Consider the following 19076-nt stretch of genomic DNA (forward strand, 5'->3'; position numbering starts at 1 on the left):
TCCCCGTCTCAGTCTTCGTCCAGGATACTGGCGACCTCGAAACGGTCGCCCTCACGCGCGGGGGCGCCGGACAGCGCCTGGTCGACGGTCAGCGACGGACGCACCTCGTCGGCACGGAACACGTTGACGAGCGGCAGCGGGTGGCTCGTGGCCGGGACCTCGGGGCCCGCGACCTCCTGCACCTTGGCGACCGCCTCGACGATCTGACCGAGCTCGCTCGTGAGCGAGGCGATCTCTTCCGGGCTGAGGTCGATCCGGGCGAGATTCGCCAAGTGCGCGACCTGTTCTGCGCTGATTTCAGACATGCGTCTCCGTGAGCTTCTCGGGGTGGACACCGTCAATTCTATGGTCACCCGGACAGACCGCGTCCCCCGCCGGCTGACCGCGTGGCACGCCTCCTGACGCCTGCGCAGCCCGGTCGCGGGCGATGAGTCGGCGGCCCCGGCCTCGCCTCCTCAGCGTGAAGTCTTCGCCGGCTCACTCCGCCGTTCTGCGGCTCGGCGGCAGCGCACACAGGGACGGTCCCGACAGCGACCAGGTCCGCGACCCGAACCGGTTCAGCGGTTCGGGACGGCTTGCGTCCGCTGGAGGAGGCCGCTCGCCGGGATGACCAGCCCGCCCTTGTCGATCCCGATCATCGCCAGGTTGCGCATGGACTCTGTGCCGGCCATGAAGTACTCGTTGTGTCCGGTCGAGCCGGCGAGCGTCTTGTGCGTGATCGGGTCGACCGCCCCCTCCACCCCCATCGACTTCGCGCCGTAGAAGGGCGCTCCCGGGTCGGAACCGAAGAACGCGCTGTCCACGATCGGGTCCATCGGCGCCTCGCCAACGTAGACATTACCGTTCGCGACGGAGAGGTCCTCGACCGACTGGGCATTGGAACCCGACGAGCCCATCAGGGCGAGCGCGTCCACCGTCACCGTGTGGCGCTCGAGAGCGAGCAGCGCGGCCGTCGAGCCGTACGAGTGCGCGAACACGCAGAGATACGGCTGATCGCCCGCACGGAGGCTGCGGATGCCCTCGAGCGTCCGCTCCAGGCTGTCCGCGCCCTGTTCTGCGAGCGTCAGGCTGCCGATATTCATCAGGACCGGGGTCTGGTAGCCGATCCACGCGACGACCGCGACGCCCGGAGCGCTGTGGCCGCCCGGGAAACCCTTCAGGTGCGCGCTCTGCTGGTCGTGCAGTTCCTGCGCGACCGTCGCCCACGACCCGATCTGCTCCTTGACTGACATGTACATGCCCGGCACGAGGACGCTGACATACGACGCCGTGCTGAGATCGCCGACCGCGATCGCCGCCCGGGCGTCCCCGGCAGGGTCCAGGGTGACGAGGGTGCGCTCGACGCCGTCTTTCCTGGCGAGCGCAGCCTTCACCTTGCCCAGCGTGTCCAGCCGGCGTTGGAGGACGACCCGCCCGTCCTTGCCCCGCTCGGTGCTCAACCGCCGCTCGGCCGACGCGATCGTGCGGTCCAGGTCCAGTGTGTTCGCCTTCCCGCGGACGGAGTACGGGATGCCCTCCAGATTGCCGACCAGGTGCGGACTGCTCTGCAGCAGCGCCGATCGCCGGGCCGGATCGAGGAGCTTCCAGAGCTGAGCGACATCGGCGGCGGCCGGCGGGCGGGCGAGAAGCCGGTGGACCTCCGCCGCGTGAGCGCTCAGGAAGCCGGGGAGCGCCGCGGGATCGACGGTCTGGATGCTCGACAGCAACGGCGAGCGAGCGGCGACCGGGACCGCCCCGGGGACGGAAGCCGAGTTCGCGGGGACGTCACCGGCCGGCGACAGACCGGACGCGGCGAGGCTGACGCTAGGGCCGGCGGTGAGCCGGTCCGGGAGTTCCGCGGGAACGCTGACGGCCCCGGTGAGTCCCGAGACGACCGAGGTAACGATCGAGAACGCTGCGAAGCCGACCAGCATTCTTTCCGAATCTCCCTCCACGAGCGAGCCAAGCCCATAGGCACGCAACGAGCGAACGCGCACTTCTACTGTACCGGGAGCCGCTGAGGACCGCCCGGAAGTTCTACCCCCATTTCTCGGGAAGAAATCACTCCCTATTTCCACAAACAAGGGACTACTCTGCGACCTCCGGGAGGGCGCCTGGGCCCTGTTCCACCAGAATCGTGAACTGCGCGGCATCGAGAACGCGCACCCCCAGTTCTTCCGCCTTGGCGAGTTTGGACCCCGCCCCGGGACCGGCCGCGACGAAATCGGTCTTCTTCGACACGCTGGACGCGGCTTTCCCCCCGGCCGCGACGATCGCCTCCTGCGCGGCCTCGCGGGTGTACCCTTCCAGCGATCCCGTCGCCACGACCGTGAGACCGGAGAGCACTCCGCCCCCCGTGTCCGCCCGCCCGGGGCCGGGGTGGCCCGGTATCGCGAACTGCACGCCGTCACGAGCCCAGTTCTCGACGATCTCGCAGTGCCAGCCGATCTCGAACCAGGACAGCACAGCGTCCGCGACGATGCCGCCGACACCGTCCACCGCCGCCAGCTCGTCGCGCGATGCAGCCCGGATCGCGTCGAGCGATCCGAAATGGTCCGCCAGAGCGCGAGCCGCGACCGGGCCGACGTGACGGATGTTGAGAGAGACCAGAATACGCCACAGCGGCTTGGTGCGCGCCGCCCGCAGGTTGGCCAGAAGCTCGATCGCGCTCTTGGACGGGACCGCGATCTCGTCGCCGTCGAACGCCTCCGCCTCGGGGTCGAACGCTCCATCCTTCTTCTGTCGCCGGCGACGGAACGGGGCGTCTACCTTTTCGACGCCCGTCTCGGTCAGTTTCGGCAGCCCGGTCTCAGAATCCCGCACCACGACCTCGATCGGGAACAGGTCCTCCAATCGGAGCCCGAACAGTCCCGCCTCGGTCGGCAGCGGCGCTCTCTCGGGGAAGCGCGGCTGAGTCAGGGCCGCGGCAGCCACCTCCCCGAGCGCCTCGATGTCGAGCCCGCCGCGCGAGCCGATGTGCTCCACCCGCCCCCGCACCTGCGCCGGGCAGAACTCCGCGTTCGGGCAGCGCAGGTCGATGTCGCCCTCTTTGGCGGGGGCCAGCGGCGTGCCGCACTCCGGGCAGTCCGTCGGCATCGCGAACTCGCGCTCGGTGCCGTCGCGCAGCTCGACCACCGGGCCGAGCACCTCGGGGATGACGTCGCCCGCCTTACGCAGCACCACCGTGTCGCCGATCAGCACGCCCTTGGCCTTGACCACATCCTGATTGTGCAGCGTCGCCTGACGCACCTCGGAACCCGCGACCTTGACCTTCTCCATGACCGCGAACGGCGTCGCCCGCCCGGTGCGGCCGACGCTGACGACGATGTCGAGGAGCTTGGTGTTGACCTGCTCGGGCGGGTACTTGTAAGCGATCGCCCAGCGTGGGGCCCGCGACGTCGCTCCCAGCTCGTCGTGGAGCACGAGTTCGTCGACCTTGATCACGACGCCGTCGATCTCGTGCTCGACGGTGTCCCGGCGCTCGGCGGAGCGCCCGATGAAGTCGGCGGCCTCCTGCACCGTCCCGAACACGCGGCCGTGCGCCGAGGTGGGCAGGCCCCAGGAGCGCAGAAGCTCGTACACCCCGGATTGAGTGGCCACCGGCGGGTTGGGCCACGCGCCGATGCCGTGTACCAGCATGCGCAGCCGGCCCAGCCGATCGCGCATGAGCCTCCGCTGCGCGGGGTTCTTACCCTCCGCCTTCTGCCGCAGCGAGCCACTGGCCGCGTTGCGAGCGTTCGCGAACACCCGCTCGCCCGCCGCTTGCTGGTTGGCGTTCAGTTCTTCGAATTTCGCGACCGGGAAGAAGACTTCGCCGCGAACCTCCACGACCGGCGGGAACGGGCCCGCTCCGGAGAGCCGCTGTGTGATGGCCGGGATGTGGCGGATGTTCTCGGTGACGTCCTCGCCGACCACGCCGTCGCCGCGGGTCGCAGCCGTCACCAGCACGCCGTTCTCGTAGCGCAGATTGATCGCCAGACCGTCGATCTTGAGCTCGCAGAGGTAGTCCACCCGCCGGCCGGCGTCCCGCTCGATCTTCGCCGCCCAGGCCTCGAAGGCCTCGAATGAGAACACATTGTCGAGGCTCAGCATCCGCTCGGCGTGCTCCACCGGTGCGAACAGCGTGGTCTGCGCCCGCCCGCCGACCGTCTGCGTCGGGCTGTCCTGGCTCTGCAACTCGGGATGCAGGCGCTCCAGCTCTTCGAGCCGCCGCAGCATCCGGTCGTACTCCTCATCGCTGACGAGCACCGTGTCCAGCTCGTAGTAAGCGTCCCGCAGTTCCAGTATCCGCGTCGTCAGCCCCTGAGCCTCCGCTCGAGCGTCCGCCGCCACCTGGTCTTCCGTCGTCTCCGCCACTCAGCAAGCATATAAACGACCGCTGACCCCGATGCCCGCCCCACGCCCCACCGGGCCGGCAGAGCCGACCGGGGCGGGCGTCAGACCGGGACGGCGGAGACGGCGCGGTCGATGGTGGTCTGGCCGAGGACGCGGGTCCCCGCGTACACCACGGCGGTCTGCCCGGGTGCGACGCCGTTGAGGGGGGCGTCCGGACGGATCACGAGCTCGCCACCGGCCACCCGGGCCACGGCGGGCACCGGGTCGGCGTGCGCCCGGATCTGCACCTCGCAGGCGAACGGCGTGTCCGGGGATGCGGGCGGCGTCCCCGCCCAGGTGTACCGCGCACCGGCGATCTCCGCGATGTCCAGAGCCTCTTTCGGGCCGACGACGACGGTGTTGTCCTTCGGGCGCACTTCGAGCACGAAACGCGGCCGGCCGTCCGGCGAGGGGAAACCGATGTTCAGGCCCTTGCGCTGGCCGACTGTGTAGGCGTGTGCGCCCTCGTGCGTTCCGATCCGGGCCCCGCTGCGGTCCAGGATATCTCCGGTCTCGGCGCCCACCCGCTCGGCGAGCCAGCCGCGGGTGTCCCCGTCCGGGATGAAGCAGATGTCGTGCGAGTCCGGTTTCGCCGCCACCGTCAGCCCCCGCGCGGCGGCCTCGGCCCGAACCTCCGCCTTGGAGGGTGTGACGCCGAGCGGGAACATCGAGTGCGCCAGCTGGTCAGCGGTCAGCACGCCGAGGACATACGACTGATCCTTCGCCCACGCGCTTGCCCGGTGCAGTTCTCGGTTGCCATCGGCGTCCGTCACGATGCTGGCATAGTGTCCCGTACACACGGCGTCGAAACCGAGATCGAGCGCCTTCTCGAGCAGCGCGGCGAACTTGATCTTCTCGTTGCAGCGCATGCACGGGTTGGGGGTGCGGCCCGCGGAGTACTCGGCGATGAAATCGTCCACGACATCGAGGGCGAAGCGCTCGGAGAAGTCCCAGACGTAATAGGGGATGCCGATGACGTTCGCTGCACGCTGCGCGTCCATAGAGTCCTCGATCGTGCAGCAACCGCGGCTGCCCGTGTGCAGGGTTCCTGGCAGCCGGCTCAGCGCCAAATGCACCCCGACCACTTCGTGCCCCGCCTCGACCGCGCGCGCCGCAGCCACGGCCGAGTCGACGCCGCCGCTCATCGCTGCCAGAACCCTCACCCGAGGAATCCTACGCCGCCGCAGCTGGGCGAGCGCCGCACGAGATCAGTCGTCGAACTCGATCGCGGCGAGGAGCTGGATGTGCGAGGACCACTGCCACCAGTTCGGCCCGATCGCGGTCAGGGCGACCACTCTCGGGTTCTTGTAGGAGCCGAGCACCTGCCGGAGGGCCGCCTCGGCGTCGCGCAGGCTAGTCGTTTTGACATCAACCGTGATGAGATCCCGTTTCATCCTGCCTTTGTATCAGACAAGCCGGGTCGCCCGCTCGGCGAGACCCGCGCGGGTGGCCCGGGCGCAGACGTCCGGGAGGGCCGCAAGCAGAGCGTCCACATCCGCGGCGGTCGACGTTCGCCCAAGGGTGAACCGCAGGGCGCTCCGCGCGTCGGCCTCGCCCCTGCCCATCGCGAGCAGAACCGGCGAGGGCTCCGGGATGCCGGCCGTGCAGGCGGAGCCCGTCGACACCGACACCCCCGCCCGGTCGAGGAGGAAGAGCAGGGAGTCGCCCTGCGCGCCCGGGAACACGAAGTGCGCGTTCCCGGCGACCCGCTCCCCCGACGCGGGCTCCGGCCCGCTCAGCCGCGCCGATGGGACCGCCGCCCGCACACCCGCGACGAGCCGAGCCGTCAGCGCCGTCAGCCGCGACGACTCCGCCTCCCGCTCAGACTCGGCCGCCCGCGCGGCCGCCGCGAAGGCGACCGCAGCCGCCACATCCTGTGTGCCGCTGCGCACCTGGCGCTGCTGTCCGCCGCCGTGCAGAAGCGGCACGACCGCAGCTGTCCTCGCGAGCACGAGCGCGCCGATGCCCACCGGCCCGCCGATCTTGTGGGCGGAGACGCTCAGTGCGTCGGCACCGAGCGCGGCGAAGTCGATCGGAAGGTGACCGTAGGCGGAGACCGCGTCGACGTGTGCCGGGACCCCCGCCGCGCGTGAAAGCGCCACGAGTTCGGCGGTGGGCTGCACGGTGCCGACCTCGTTGTTGACGGCGAGGAAAGAAAGGAGCGCGATGTCCTCGCCGCCCTCGAACTCCGGCGGAAGGATGCGGCCCGCCGCGTCGAGCGGAAGCCACTCGGGGCGCGCGCCCTCCGCCCGCTCCAGCCACTCGACCGTATCCGTGGTCGCGTGGTGCTCGCCGCCTGGGAGGAGGATGCGCGGCCGTTTGCGGCCGGTGTTCCGCGACCAGTACATCCCTTTGACCGCGAGGTTGATCGCTTCGGTGCCGCCGGAGGTGAAGACAACCTCCACCGGGTCGCAGCCGAGCGTCGCCGCGACCGTCTCGCGCGCCTCTTCCAGCATCCGCCGTGCCTGCTGGCCCTGGCTGTGGATGCTGGCGGGGTTCCCGACGACGCCGAGCGCCGCGACCAGAGCCTCCGCGGCCTCGGGGCGCAACGGCGTGGTGGCCGCGTGATCGAGATAGACCGGCACCGCGACTCCTCCCGTCACTGAGCGAACCGACTGCTGTTCACTACTGTAAGACGCATGACCTCCGCCGACCCTCTCCGCGATCTCGGTGTCCGCATCGGACCGCAGGGCGGCGAGCTGAGGGTCTACTCCGAGCACGCCGACGCGATGGAACTCTGCCTGTTCGACCCCCAGGACCCGAGCTGGCTGGTCAAGACCGTGACGATGACGAAGGACGCGGGCAACGTCTGGGCCGGGCGCTCCCAATCGTTGCAGGCGGGCAGCCTCTACGCCATCCGGGTGTCCGGTCCCGCTTCGCCGCAGAACGTCTTCGCCTCGGAGACGCTGCTGCTGGACCCCTACGCGCGAGGGCTGGTACGGGTGGGTGCGGACGAATGGCGCTCGATCGTGGTCGGTGAAGGCTTCGACTGGGGCGGCGTCGGCAAACCGGGCACACCGCTGGAGCGCACCGTCGTCTACGAGGCGCATGTGCGCGGCCTCAGCCGGCTGAACCCGGAGGTCCCGGAGGAGCTGCGCGGCACCTACGCAGGGCTGGCTCACGAGTCGGCCATCGGCTATCTGAAGGATCTCGGCGTCACCGCGGTCGAACTGCTGCTGGTGCAAGCGTTCGTCTCCGAGCAGCGGCTCCTCCGGCAGGGCCTCACAAACTACTGGGGCTCGCCCACTCTTGGGTTCTAGCGGTTGTTGCAACATCTGGAGTTTCTAGGAGTTGCAAGGACCGTGTCCCGTTTAAGGCGCAGTGCGGGGAAGAGGAAGTACACCCAGGCGGAGCGTGAAGCCTTCTTCGTCATTTTCAAGGAGTCCAGGAGTACGACGATCGCGGCGAGGGAGCTAGGGTTCAACCCCGCGACGTGCGCGCAATGGGTTCGCAAGGCGGGCCTGGCTAGTCACGGCTACACCGGCGGCGGCATGAGCGCGCACCCATGCAAGGACGAGTACCTGGAGCTGCGGAGCAGCGGGCTCTCGCGCCGCGAAGCGGTGGGACGAGTCGGAATCAGCCCGAACACGGGATACCTCTGGGACAGTCGAACGGGCGACGCATTTATCCAGATGGTCGCGTGGTCGATTACAAAGACAGGGTGCCTGTCGTTGTTGATCCTGTTCAGCGGGCGTCGATGCGTTCGCTCGAAGCCGCACTCCACCCACGATTCCTCTCCCTGCAGGAGCGTGAGCTGATCCGGGACCTGACCAGGGCCGGCCTTTCGTTGTGTCGGGTCGCGGCCAAGCTTGGTCGCTCGGTGTCGACGATCAGTCGAGAGATTCGCCGGAATCAGCTTCCTGGAGAGGGCGGCTACCATCCATACGTGGCGCATCGGAAAGCGGCCAGCCGCCGACCGCGACCGAAAGCCACGAGGCTGGTCCGCAATCCGCAGCTGCGCAGTTACGTTCAACGGAAGCTGACGCTACGTTGGTCGCCGGAGCAGATCAGCCGGTCGCTGATCCGCGAGTTCCCCGGCGATGCGGAGATGCGCGTGGCGCACGAGACGATCTATCAAGCCTTCTACGTGCAGGGCCGTGGACAACTCCGCCGCGAGCTCACGATGGTGCTGCGGACCGGCCGGGCCAAGCGGAAACCGCATCGTTCTGGCGCCGCTCGCAGACATCGTTTCGCGGATCCGATGGTAATGATCTCCGACCGTCCCGCCGAAATCGAGGACCGCGCCGTTCCCGGACATTGGGAAGGCGACCTCATCATCGGCGGACACCGCAACAGCGCCATCGGCACCCTCGTGGAACGCTCCACCCGGTTCGTGATGCTGATCCATCTCCCCATCGATCGCACCGCAGAATCCGTCCGGGACGGACTGATCAGCGCCGTCAAGACACTCCCACGCGAACTCCGTCGCTCGATCACCTGGGACCAGGGCTCGGAAATGGCAGCTCACAAGTCGTTCACGATAGCCACCGACATCCCGGTCTACTTCTGCGACCCCGCGAGTCCCTGGCAACGCGGCAGCAACGAGAACACCAACGGACTCCTTCGCCAATACTTCCCCAAGGGAAAGGGAACAGACCTCGCCCGATTCACCGCAACCGACCTGACGAACGTCGCCCACGAGCTCAACACCCGCCCACGCAAAACGCTCGGCTGGGAAACCCCAGCCGAACGCCTCGCTAAACTACTCGCCAGCTAATCGTCGTGTTGCAACAACCACTGGAATCCGCCCACCCGGGAGCCCTTCATGGTGCTTTCACGTGTCCTACTTGGTCTCTCGCGTCGAGATCCATCATTCGCCGTCGAGACATGCACGCTGATCACGACGGTGGACGGGCCGGGAACCCGGCTCCGCCCCCTCAAGGGAGCTTATTATTTTGCCGTCACGTACTTGATTGACGTAGTGCGCAATCCCCAGACTCGTCGGGTGGAAGGCATCGCCGTCCTGGTCAAGCGAATTCAGAGCGTCGAAACTGTTCACCCAGTGTCGCGCAACGCTGCACGCCGTCCGTGCCTCGCTGCGAGCGCTGACATCCACCACGGTGAAACCATACTTCGCCGACTCTTCGCGAATCAGAGCATTGAGTTCGTCCTCGACCCGGTGGAGATACGGAACATCCGCATCGGTGAAAGGAACATCGACGGAGTTGCCCTTCTTGGGAGTGTTCGACGGATCAGGCAGCACATCCGGGTAGGTGAAGGCAAACTTCTTCGCTCGCGGCACACGCGCATTCAGCGATTTTCTCGTACAGACCGTCTAGGTGTGATGTCCAGGGGGGTTGTTTCGGCGATACGGTCGTGAGGAGTTGAGGGGCGAGGGCCTCCGGTTGTGAAGTGGAGCTGTTCAGTTCAACCGCTTCACGATCCAGGAGGCCTTCGTGTCCCACGTTAACGCTGCTCTCACACCGCGCGCTCGTCTGCGCCTTGCCAGGCTCATCGTCGAGGACCATTGGCTGGTCTCCGTCGCAGCGAAGATGTTTATGGTCTCGCCCGTTACCGCGCGGAAATGGGCGGCGAGGTTCCGCGCCGAAGGCACGGGAGGGATGACCGACCGGTCTAGCCGCCCACGATCGATGCCAACGCGGACGCCGTTGCCCGTGCTCAAGCGGATCGTGCGGGCGAGGTGGCGACGACGCCTGGGGCCGGTGCAGATCGCCGGCGAGCTTGGCCTTCCCGCCTCGACCGTCCACGCCGTCCTGGTGTGCTGCCGCATCAACCGGCTCTGCACCATTGATCGGGTCACGGGCGAGCCGATCCGTCGCTACGAGCACGACCACCCTGGATCGCTGATCCATGTCGACGTGACGAAGTTCGGCAACATCCCCAACGGCGGCGGCTGACGATTCGTCGGCCGCGTCCAGGGCGAACGCAACCGGGAAGCGACCGCCACCCGCACGAAGAGCAGGAACCACCGCTACGAGCCACGGTTGGGCACCGTGTTCGTCTACACGATCATCGACGACCACTCCCGCGTCGCCTACGCCGAGATCTGCTCCGACGAGAAGGCGGACACCGCGATCGGTGTCCTGCGGCGTGCTGTCGCCTGGTTCGCCGACCGGGATGTCAGCGTCGAACTCGTCCTCTCGGACAACGGCTCCGCCTACAAGTCCTACGCCTGGCGAGACGCCTGCACAGAGCTCGGGATCAGGGCGAAGAAGACCCGACCATACCGACCACAGACCAACGGGAAGATCAAACGCTTCCACCGCACACTCGCCGACGGCTGGGCCTACGCCCAGTTCTATGGTTCAGAGGCCGAACGACGAGAAGCACTCCCCGGCTGACCCCACTTCTACAATCATCACCAGCACCACTCCGCCATCAGAGCCCCACCCATTAGCAGAATCGACAACAACCTCCCTGGACATCACACCTAGCGACGGGAGCGTCGGAAGACCCTATCTGGGACTTGTTCCGACCAGATCGGAAACCGGCTGATGTTGAGATGGACCCTGAGACCGTCATTGAACGCACGGTCCAACATGCAGTTGCGGTTGGCGACGAATGACGGCTGGGACTTTCCGTTGAGTGTCCGAGAAGATCTCGCCGCTAGCTACCGGTCACATTTCGTTCGGGTCCTCGACTGGCTTGGCGTGCAGGCGGTGCCACCGCCGGAGATTCTCGTGGAGCTTCACCGCGCCCCGGAGATGGTGCGCGCACTCCGCTCCTTCGATAAGCGCAGGACGCGCGTTGCGAACTGACAGTCGGCGGGTAGACACCTTCATCGTAAGTTTGCTGCTGACGCAGGTGGGTTCAGCAATGACGGCCGTGGCGGCCGTTCTGCTGCTCGTCGATCGTTTCGGCCTGGGCATCGAATCAGGTCTAGCGCTTGCTCTTCAGGTGCTCCCGAACGTGCTCCTTGGTCCGCTCGTGGGAGATCTGGTTTCAACACGAGACCCGAGAAAGATCGCCGTCTCTTCATCGTTGGCAAGTGCGGTCGTCGTCATGCTCTATCCGCTGGCCACGACGCCAGCCCTGGCAAGTCTGGTTGCAGTGCTTGTCGGTGTTGTGGGGTTGCCTGCGATCTCTTCGCGTATGGCCCTTCGTGCGAGCGTTATTCCGGACGCGATGCAACAACAAGCGAGCGGTTACATCGTTGCCACAGAGCGTCTCGGCTTGGTGATGGGCCCTCTCGTGGCCACCATCATTGCCACCGCAACCGACTACACCTACATCTTCTATTTCGAGGCGGTGCTCGCTCTAGCGTCTGCCGGCCTGGTGTTCACTCTTCCGAGGCCAGAAGTCGGTACCACTGCACCGCAACGGCGGCGCACCCGTACAGGGATTCACGAACGCCTGATGAGCCCTTATCGACGCGCTTGATCGCTCATCCGAAGCGACCGCTTGATCCTTGAGTACACGCTCAGCGGGGTCTTGTACTCGGTGGGCATCGGCGTGCAACGGCTGCTCTTGCCAGCGATGTTGGTGGTGACGCTGCGAACGACGCAAGACAAGGTGGGTTTCTTGATAGCTGCGTTAGCCGCAGGCGGAATAGTCGGCGGACTGGTTGTGGGGCGGCTTCGCATTTTGTCGCCTACAAGCTGGTATGTCGCGATCACCCTTGCCGAGGTCCCGCTGTGGTTAGCCACGCTGTGGTCACCGAGTCTGAGCGTGCTGGTGGTGTTACTTGGCCTACTCGGGGTTCTAAAGTCGGCGTAGCGATCTACTTAACTGAAATTCAGCGTCGCGTACCCGGAGACCAGATCGGACGATACTTCTCTCTCATGAGTCCCGCGGTCGATGTGGCCGTCGTCGCCGGTGTGCTCGCTATCTCACTCGTACCCGAGGCATCCGTTCCGCTTGTGGGGACACTGATCATTGCCGGAGCCGCTGGACTGCCCTTCCTCGCTCTCTGGCGACTAGTAGGTGACGCGTTGTCTGTGCGTCGCGACAGCGCCGCCGCTCACCCATTCGCACGCCCTGATGCTGATCAACCCTGACCAGAAAGTCTCCAGAATGACCCGCCTCGTTGCCGACTCCATCTCTCGCATTGACTTCGCGCATTCTCTACTTGACGCCCCGCGGAGGCCACGCCTAACGCAGTTCGGAACACAGCGCAAAGTCCTTGAGCAATGCGTAGAAGAAGCGTCGAACCTCTTACGAAGTGCGGGCATAGCTGCGGGCGACAGGGTCCTGGTGAAGTTGGCCGACCCTCCAGCCTTCGTCGATGCGCTCGTGTCGATTTGGCTCCTAGATGCGAGCCCGGTCATTATTGATCCCCGTCTATCCGACACGGCAACAACCGAGGTCGTATCAACGGTTAAGCCCAGCTTCAGCTTCGAAGAAGCTGGCGTCGTCAGAGCGCCAATGGAGGCCGATTCGGGAGCGCCGTCCACGGAGCTCATGATCCAGCTGACTTCCGGGACGACCGGAAGATTCCGCCTGGTCCGCCGTGACGTGTCCAGCGTGCGCACCGAGGTCGAACGCTATCAGCAGATGGGGTACCTCGGCTCTGGGACCAGCGAGGTGATCCTCGGAAGCTCGCCGTTTCACACATTTGGGCTCGTCGGCGCGATCCTGAGCGGGCTCGCTGCGGGCAAGGACGTGAGCTTCGCCCGGCAGATGACGGCAAATGAGCTGGGTGTGCCGGACCAACGCGGACGTGCGCTTGTGACCGTTCCAACCGCGCTACATCATTTGGTTGAGTACCGTGCGGGGGCGTACCTCTCCTCGCTTGAAGCAGTTCTTTTTGCCGGGGAACGACTGACTGCTGAAATGGCAGCCCGGCTGGCGGCTGTCGCTAATTCGCCCGTGAATATATTTGGTACCACCGAGACGGGGCTGCTTGCGCAGAGCCAGATAGCAGAAACGTTGCGCTGGTTTTCCACATCGGGCGTCCGGGAACTCGACACGTCAAGCGGCGCACTTGCAGTCCGCATGCAGCACTCGCCCTACCTCAGCCAGGAAGATCCGCGGTGCATCGACGGCTGGTTCCGCACGGTGGACATAGTGAATGACGACGGATCCGATCGATTCACAGTGCTCGGCCGGGTGGACAGTCAAGTGTCCATCGCCGGCAGGAAAGTCAATCTCTCCAGAGTTGAAGAAGCCGCCATCGGCACGGGCATGTGCATAGCCGCTTTTTCAACTCGAATCGAGCTTTATGTTGAGCTTGCTGAGGGCGCTAGTAGCACGGCCTTTCGTGACGCTCTCACCGGTTCCCTCGAGACGGTCGAACTGCCGTCACAGGTGCTTTGTATCCCGCGCTTCCCCAGAACCTTCGGCGGGAAGACGATTCGTGATGCCCCCGTGCTCCGGGCGCTAGCAAGGGCACACCATGAGGCCCGCTGAGGTAACCATTGCGAACCTGGGCGTCGATTCCACACCGGACGCATCGGAACTCCTCGACTTCGTGTTCCCCAGTCAAGATGTCGTGTGGCTCGATAGTTCCAAAACACCCGGCGGGAATCCTGACCGTAGCCGTTGGTCGATATTCGCCGGCTCCGACGGGCCGTTCTCTGGCAGGCTAACTGCAGTTGAAGGCGTCACACAATGGTCAGGCACCGAAATTCACCACCGCCTCCACTCTCAAGCCGTCCGATCTGGTATCCAAAAACGCGCCTTCGCAGAGGCACTCGACCAACTGCTCGGGGCATTGGCGCTAAACCTCTCCGAACATCTCGGATGCCCCTTCCTGCTCGGTTGGGCAAGGTTTCTGGGTTATGAGGTCGACGCCCCCACGAAGCTATCTGCCGGCACCGACGCCCACCTTCTGTTCTGTGACCGAGCAGTCGTCATGGATCACGTACTAGGCACAACGACGGTAATGACGCTAATCGCAGCGGACGACCGCGTCAACGCTTCCGCTGCCAACGCTGCGAATAGAACATGGCTAAAGCAGGCGGCCGCTCAAATCCGAGTCGCCGCGACGCGGACCACCTCGGCCGCGCTTCCAGGGGTTGATCCTCAGGCCCGTGCCGTTTCCCCCAGCGAGTCGGCCAGCCTACGAGCAACAGGTTGAGACTTGTCGGGAAGAGATTCGCCAGGGGAACGCATTCCAGGTGTGTCTAACGACCACTTTTGACCTTCCGGACGTGTGTGCCTCCGCGCAAGAACGGCAGCTATACCGACATCTTCGGCGCATCGAGCCTGTTCCGTTCGGTTCCTTTCTCCAGCTCGGGGGTATCTCCGTCCTCAGCCGTTCGTCGGAACGTTTCCTCTCCATCGATCCGAACGGTCGCGTGCTTGCAGAACCGATCAAGGGAACGCGCCAACGAAAGGATGACGATACAGAGGACCAAAAGGTTCGCGAGGAACTTGCGCGCGACGAAAAGGAACGGGCAGAGAACCTGATGATCGTCGACCTTATTCGGAACGATATGTAGAAATCGGGCGATCCAGCCGCCCTGAGCGTAGAGCGACTATTTAGCGTCGAGACCTATGTATCGGTCCATCAGATGGTCTCGTCGATTTCGATTCAACTCAAATCCACGGATCGCGCAGCGGCCGTTTCCGCTGCATTCCCTCCAGGATCCATGACCGGAGCGCCCAAGTCCAGCGCCATGCGGATTGCACGGGCCCTCGAGGGAAACCCGCGCGGCGTGTACTCCGGAGCCATCGGCTATTTCTCCCTATCCGGAGCGGTGGATCTGTCCATCGCAATTCGGACGCTGGTTATGCGACAGCGCCCAGATGCAAGACGCAGTTGGTCGTACGGGGCGGGTGGAGCGATCACGTGGCCATCTAAAGCGTCCGACGAGTCGACCGAGGTCCTCCACAAAGCTGAACCAATCCTCAACACCCTCGGACTCTCTACGAACTGGAGAATCGACAATGGCTGATCAGATACCTATGTGGTCGAACCCGAAACAATCGATTGCGTCCGGGATATTTCCAGGCTCGACCAATAGGCACCTATGGCCAAAATCTGGTCGGTACTCGACCTCAAAATCACGGAGAAGATAGCTTTTAAGGACGACTCACAGCGAATAACATCCGCACTCGACATGACATTCCGGCAGGTCGACGGACTATCGAATCGATACCTCGGAGCGGGCAACGAGAGAGTCTGTGCAACCGGACCCGAGCCGCGCTTCGCGACACGAATGCACGACCGAGTTCTGTCCTGGGAGGAGATCCGGGCGTTCGTTGGCGACTCGATCTTTTTCGCCGCCGATCTGGAAGAGGGCCCCTTGGCCTGGGCAGATGCCTTCATCACGCGCCAAGGCGGGTGGGTGGCTCTCATCGTCTTCGATCATGTAGCGGCGGACGGTTACAGCCTCGACGTATTCGAAAGAGCACTTCTCGGGCACATGCAGGGTCGTGATCGGTCCCCCATTAGCCCGTCGATTCCCCGCCAAAAGGCCCTGTCGACTTCCGAAGAGTACAAGGTTGCCGCGAATCACTACCAGCGTCTGTGGAGTGAGGATTACGAGCGGCCGGCTTACCTCGAGTCGCACCCTTCACCAGAGCCGATCGAGCACCGGTTCGCAATCAACGGGCAGAGATACCAATTGATGACAGCACTCGCCGAACAGATGAATGTCAATGTCGCGCAGCTCCCGCAGCTCCTGGTGGCATCGTGGCTAGCAGAGCTATTCGGACAAGACTTCCTTCATGGCGGTAGCTCATCACGGACGTCGTCAGGAAACTTTGGGTCTCGTCGCAGACCTCGCCTCGTACGACTATCTGAAAGTCACCAACAGCATGCGAGGTTCGCTGACAGAGGTGGGTAAGGCCTACCACTCATCTCCGCACCTTTGGGGGGCTTTCTGGCCGGGTGAGATCTCCGGATATAGGGAGGAACAGCGACGATTGAGTTTGCGGCTCAACGTTGTCCCCAGAGGAAAGAGTTCGATAGCAGCCCAAGAGGGCAACGGAGTGACCAACCGGATCTACAGCCAGATCGAGAGAATCGATTGGAGCAACCTCGCTTCGGGCCCCTACCAGCCGCACGAAGCATTCGTACCCTATCTTCACATTTGGGTTGAGCCGGACCAGCTCGTCGCGTCCATCTTCACTAAAAGCACCTTCGCTCACGGAGTCGAAATCTTCGAGGAACCCTTCTCGACAGGCTTCATTAGCCGACATCTTCGCGCGTGACAAACCCGTCTGCGGTTCGAGCGGTAGAGAACCGGTGACTGACGACAATGGTGATAGTGCCATCGTCTTGAGCGCGATCACGGATAGCCTTCGCAAAGTCGGCGTACACCTTCTCCTCGGCAAGTGGATCAAGAGACACGGTCGGTTCATCGAGGACGACGAGAGGCGGATGCTGCCGCATACATGCACGACAAATCGCGGCCCGCGGCCCAGCTAGTTCCAACATAAAATTGGATACCGTCCTGCAGGTCACTCGACAAGCCCCTACCGATAGCCGCTCCGCGGGATCACGCGCTGGCCGAAGGGCACCACGTGAGCTGCCTCGTCCTCACGAATCGTCCGCAACGACCTCTGCCTTGAACCCGGCTGAGTTCTCCAACCAGCCCGCGTAATGATTCGGGCCTCCCGCATGCGGATACCGGTCCTGATACAACGGTTGCCAGCCGTGCTGCACCGCCCGAGCCATGATGTCGTTGACGCGGTCAGGCGCCCCCGCCCGGAACGCGAGATGGTTCACACCTGGCGCCCTCCGATCATGCGTCGTTCTGGACAGATTCGGTGAGGTCGTGAGCGTCAGATACGCGCCAGCAGCGGCCCAGGACTCACCTTCGGGCCACTCGGCCTCGCGCTCGAAGCCAAGCTCGCGAAGCAGCCAGCCCCATTCAGCCTGCGCCTCCGCGAGCTCCGCGATCCATACCTCGACATGAGGAAATCCCGCCACACCCTACAGTCTCTCAACCCCGCAAAATTTTAAAGAGACGGCGGCGAGGCTTGGGATGAGATCGACGCAACATTCGCCCTCGAGAGGACGCCGGGAACAGCTCTCGCTCGGAGTTGTGTGCCACTGCCAGATGATCATCAGTCAACATCGTCTCTGCCCAGGTTAATCATCAAAGAGGGGAATGACCAAAACCGCTCAAGACGCTGGAGAGGTGGGCGCGAGGCCGTAGTACGAGCCATTATCAAGTTGATCAACATGAATCAGACCTGTCTGACCAACACCACGGGCAGGCGATGTCGGACCAGATCTGAATTTTGAGCGGTTCGCTCACGGACGATGCAACATCCAGCAGTGGTGCGGCTATTCCGTCATCGGTGTGTCGACCGCGCCGCCGAAGCGCCGGTTGCGCCTCGCGAACAGCTCGATCGCCTCCCACAGATCGGTGCGGGAGAAGTCCGGCCAGAGTCTGTCGAGGAACACCATCTCAGCGTACGCGCTCTGCCAGAGCAGGAAGTTACTCGTCCGCTGCTCCCCCGAACTGCGCACGAAGAGGTCGACGTCGGGCGTGTCGGGGAGGTAGAGGTGGCGCTGGATGGTCTTCTCCCCCACGGCGGAGGGCTTCAGCCTGCCCGCAGCGACCTCCTCGGCGATGGAGCGCACCGCATCCGCGATCTCGGTCCGGCCCCCGTAGTTGACGCACATGGTCAGCGTCAGGACATCGTTGCCCGCCGTGAGCTGCTCGGCGTACTGCAGCTCTTTGATCACGGACGACCACAGCCGGGGCTTGCGCCCGGCCCAGCGGACGCGCACACCCCACTCGTTCAGCTGGTCGCGGCGGCGGTGCAGCACCTCGCGGTTGAAACCCATGAGGAAGCGGACCTCGTCGGGCGAGCGCTTCCAATTCTCGGTCGAGAACGCGTAGACGCTGAGGTGCTTGACGCCGACCTGAATGGCGCCGGCCACCACGTCCAGCAACGATGCCTCCCCGGCGCGGTGCCCCTCGATGCGGGTGAGGCCCTGACGGTTCGCCCAGCGGCCATTGCCGTCCATCACGATCGCGACGTGCTCGGGGATCGCCGTCCGGGGGAAGGCCGGCGGGTGGACGCCGGTCCAATCGAGCGGGCGGTACTCGACCGCGTCCTTGTGCGTGTAGGGCCGGGGAGTCATCCGCTCGCCTTCCGGTGGTGCCGATCGGTCTGGAGGTGCTGGAGGGAGCGCAGCCCGCGCTCGAGGTGCCACTGCGCGTACGCCGCGACGAGGCCGCTCGCCTGCGAGCGTGTACTCTCGCCGGCTGCCTCTGCCGTTTCCCAACCGCCGGTCAGTAGCGCGCCGAGGAGGGCGATGGTGGCAGCGTCCACCCGCGACGCGCCCTGAGGTGCGCAGTCCGGGCAGACGACACCGCCGAGCTGCACCACGACTTGTCGGTGCGGGCCGGGACGCCCACAGCGCGAGCAGTCCTGGAAACTCGGCGCCCAGCCCGCAAGCGACAGCACGCGCAGCAGGTACGAGTCGAGCGTGAGGCCAGGGCCGTGCTCGCCCCGGGACAGAGAGCGCAACGCGCCGACGAGCAGGAGATACTGCTGCAGGGACGCCTCCGCATCCGTCAGCCGATCGGCGGCCTCCACCATCGCGTTCGCCGCCGTGTAGCTCGCATAGTCCTCGGCGATCGCAGCGCCGTACGCCCCGATGGTCTCGGCCTGGGTCACGACGTCCAGGGACCGGCCCTCGTAGAGCTGCACATCGGCCACCATGAACGGTTCCAGCCGCGAGCCGAAGCGGGACGCCGTGCGCCGCACGCCCTTCGCCACGGCACGGATCTTGCCGTGCTGTCTGCTGAGCATAGTGACGATCCGGTCGGCTTCCCCCAGCTTGTGGGTACGGAGCACAACGGCTTCATCACGGTAGACAGGCACGCATCCAGTATCCCGCGTGATAGAAGTGA

16 protein-coding genes and 2 pseudogenes are annotated in these 19076 nt (G+C 65.0%); 7 read left to right on the forward strand and 11 right to left on the reverse strand.

Annotation, left to right across the window (positions count from 1 at the left end):
- Positions 1–8: 8 nt before the first annotated feature.
- The 6 genes from gatC to LXX_RS07115 all read right to left on the reverse strand — a co-directional run bounded on the left by gatC (position 9) and on the right by LXX_RS07115 (position 6938).
- On the reverse strand, positions 9–305 hold the full coding sequence (gatC, locus tag LXX_RS07090) for an Asp-tRNA(Asn)/Glu-tRNA(Gln) amidotransferase subunit GatC (protein WP_011186241.1): 297 nt from the start codon (positions 303–305) through the stop codon (positions 9–11).
- A gap of 252 nt (positions 306–557) precedes the next feature.
- On the reverse strand, positions 558–1913 hold the full coding sequence (locus LXX_RS07095; protein ID WP_011186242.1) for an alpha/beta hydrolase: 1356 nt from the start codon (positions 1911–1913) through the stop codon (positions 558–560).
- Positions 1914–2067: 154 nt separating this feature from the next.
- Positions 2068–4335 carry an NAD-dependent DNA ligase LigA gene (gene ligA / locus LXX_RS07100; RefSeq protein WP_011186243.1) on the reverse strand — a complete coding sequence of 756 codons (2268 nt, stop codon included), beginning with the start codon at positions 4333–4335 and terminating at the stop codon, positions 2068–2070.
- Between the two features lie 80 nt (positions 4336–4415).
- Positions 4416–5516: a tRNA 2-thiouridine(34) synthase MnmA gene (mnmA, locus tag LXX_RS07105; protein WP_011186244.1), complete on the reverse strand. Its 1101-nt coding sequence runs from the start codon at positions 5514–5516 to the stop codon at positions 4416–4418.
- Between the two features lie 45 nt (positions 5517–5561).
- Positions 5562–5747: a hypothetical protein gene (locus LXX_RS07110; RefSeq protein WP_011186245.1), complete on the reverse strand. Its 186-nt coding sequence runs from the start codon at positions 5745–5747 to the stop codon at positions 5562–5564.
- 12 nt (positions 5748–5759) lie between these two features.
- Positions 5760–6938: a cysteine desulfurase family protein gene (locus LXX_RS07115; RefSeq protein ID WP_011186246.1), complete on the reverse strand. Its 1179-nt coding sequence runs from the start codon at positions 6936–6938 to the stop codon at positions 5760–5762.
- Between the two features lie 54 nt (positions 6939–6992).
- On the opposite strand from LXX_RS07115, the gene LXX_RS07120 reads away from it, so the two are divergent.
- The 3 genes from LXX_RS07120 to LXX_RS07125 are packed head-to-tail and all read left to right on the forward strand — an operon-like array spanning position 6993 to position 9070.
- A complete protein-coding gene (locus LXX_RS07120) occupies positions 6993–7613 on the forward strand; it encodes a glycogen debranching protein (protein WP_011186247.1) in 621 nt (206 codons plus the stop codon).
- A gap of 42 nt (positions 7614–7655) precedes the next feature.
- On the forward strand, positions 7656–8111 hold the full coding sequence (locus tag LXX_RS16750; RefSeq protein ID WP_223227607.1) for a transposase: 456 nt from the start codon (positions 7656–7658) through the stop codon (positions 8109–8111).
- Complete coding sequence (locus LXX_RS07125; RefSeq protein ID WP_223227743.1) at positions 8051–9070, forward strand: IS30 family transposase; 1020 nt, start codon at positions 8051–8053, stop codon at positions 9068–9070. The genes LXX_RS16750 and LXX_RS07125 overlap by 61 nt, the downstream gene beginning before the upstream one ends.
- Positions 9071–9163: 93 nt before the next feature.
- Here LXX_RS07125 and LXX_RS07130 read toward each other — a convergent pair whose 3' ends face one another.
- Positions 9164–9595, reverse strand: coding sequence for a hypothetical protein (locus LXX_RS07130; protein ID WP_041767567.1), 432 nt, complete (start codon positions 9593–9595; stop codon positions 9164–9166).
- A 154-nt stretch (positions 9596–9749) separates the two neighbouring features.
- Here LXX_RS07130 and LXX_RS07135 point away from each other — a divergent pair.
- The 4 genes and pseudogenes from LXX_RS07135 to LXX_RS15615 all read left to right on the forward strand — a co-directional run bounded on the left by LXX_RS07135 (position 9750) and on the right by LXX_RS15615 (position 15152).
- Positions 9750–10748 (forward strand): annotated as a pseudogene (locus LXX_RS07135) (IS481-like element ISLxx4 family transposase).
- 355 nt (positions 10749–11103) lie between these two features.
- Positions 11104–11694, forward strand: coding sequence for an MFS transporter (locus tag LXX_RS07145; RefSeq protein WP_141692835.1), 591 nt, complete (start codon positions 11104–11106; stop codon positions 11692–11694).
- A 600-nt stretch (positions 11695–12294) separates the two neighbouring features.
- Entirely contained in the window at positions 12295–13662 is a 1368-nt protein-coding gene (locus LXX_RS07155; protein ID WP_011186249.1) for an AMP-binding protein, read from the forward strand.
- A gap of 623 nt (positions 13663–14285) precedes the next feature.
- A pseudogene (locus LXX_RS15615) lies at positions 14286–15152 on the forward strand (anthranilate synthase component I family protein).
- A gap of 904 nt (positions 15153–16056) precedes the next feature.
- Here LXX_RS15615 and LXX_RS14335 read toward each other — a convergent pair.
- From LXX_RS14335 to recO, 4 genes are all read right to left on the reverse strand, one after another.
- Positions 16057–16494: a hypothetical protein gene (locus LXX_RS14335; RefSeq protein ID WP_141692836.1), complete on the reverse strand. Its 438-nt coding sequence runs from the start codon at positions 16492–16494 to the stop codon at positions 16057–16059.
- A 247-nt stretch (positions 16495–16741) separates the two neighbouring features.
- Positions 16742–17134 carry a VOC family protein gene (locus tag LXX_RS07175; RefSeq protein ID WP_011186250.1) on the reverse strand — a complete coding sequence of 131 codons (393 nt, stop codon included), beginning with the start codon at positions 17132–17134 and terminating at the stop codon, positions 16742–16744.
- A gap of 360 nt (positions 17135–17494) precedes the next feature.
- A complete protein-coding gene (locus LXX_RS07180; RefSeq protein WP_011186251.1) occupies positions 17495–18301 on the reverse strand; it encodes an isoprenyl transferase in 807 nt (268 codons plus the stop codon).
- On the reverse strand, positions 18298–19047 hold the full coding sequence (gene recO / locus LXX_RS07185; RefSeq protein ID WP_011186252.1) for a DNA repair protein RecO: 750 nt from the start codon (positions 19045–19047) through the stop codon (positions 18298–18300). The genes LXX_RS07180 and recO overlap by 4 nt, the downstream gene beginning before the upstream one ends.
- Positions 19048–19076 lie beyond the last annotated feature (29 nt).

The sequence above is a fragment of the Leifsonia xyli subsp. xyli str. CTCB07 genome (assembly GCF_000007665.1).
Lineage (GTDB): Bacteria > Actinomycetota > Actinomycetes > Actinomycetales > Microbacteriaceae > Leifsonia > Leifsonia xyli_C.

Coding starts and splice junctions, on each gene's coding strand:
- LXX_RS07120 (WP_011186247.1), top strand. CDS start 6,993: ATGACCTCCGCCGACCCTCTCCGCGATCTCGGTGTCCGCATCGGACCG.
- LXX_RS07155 (WP_011186249.1), top strand. CDS start 12,295: ATGCTGATCAACCCTGACCAGAAAGTCTCCAGAATGACCCGCCTCGTT.
- LXX_RS07180 (WP_011186251.1), bottom strand. CDS start 18,301: ATGACTCCCCGGCCCTACACGCACAAGGACGCGGTCGAGTACCGCCCG.
- LXX_RS07095 (WP_011186242.1), bottom strand. CDS start 1,913: ATGCTGGTCGGCTTCGCAGCGTTCTCGATCGTTACCTCGGTCGTCTCG.
- LXX_RS07125 (WP_223227743.1), top strand. CDS start 8,051: ATGCGTTCGCTCGAAGCCGCACTCCACCCACGATTCCTCTCCCTGCAG.
- gatC (WP_011186241.1), bottom strand. CDS start 305: ATGTCTGAAATCAGCGCAGAACAGGTCGCGCACTTGGCGAATCTCGCC.
- LXX_RS07110 (WP_011186245.1), bottom strand. CDS start 5,747: ATGAAACGGGATCTCATCACGGTTGATGTCAAAACGACTAGCCTGCGC.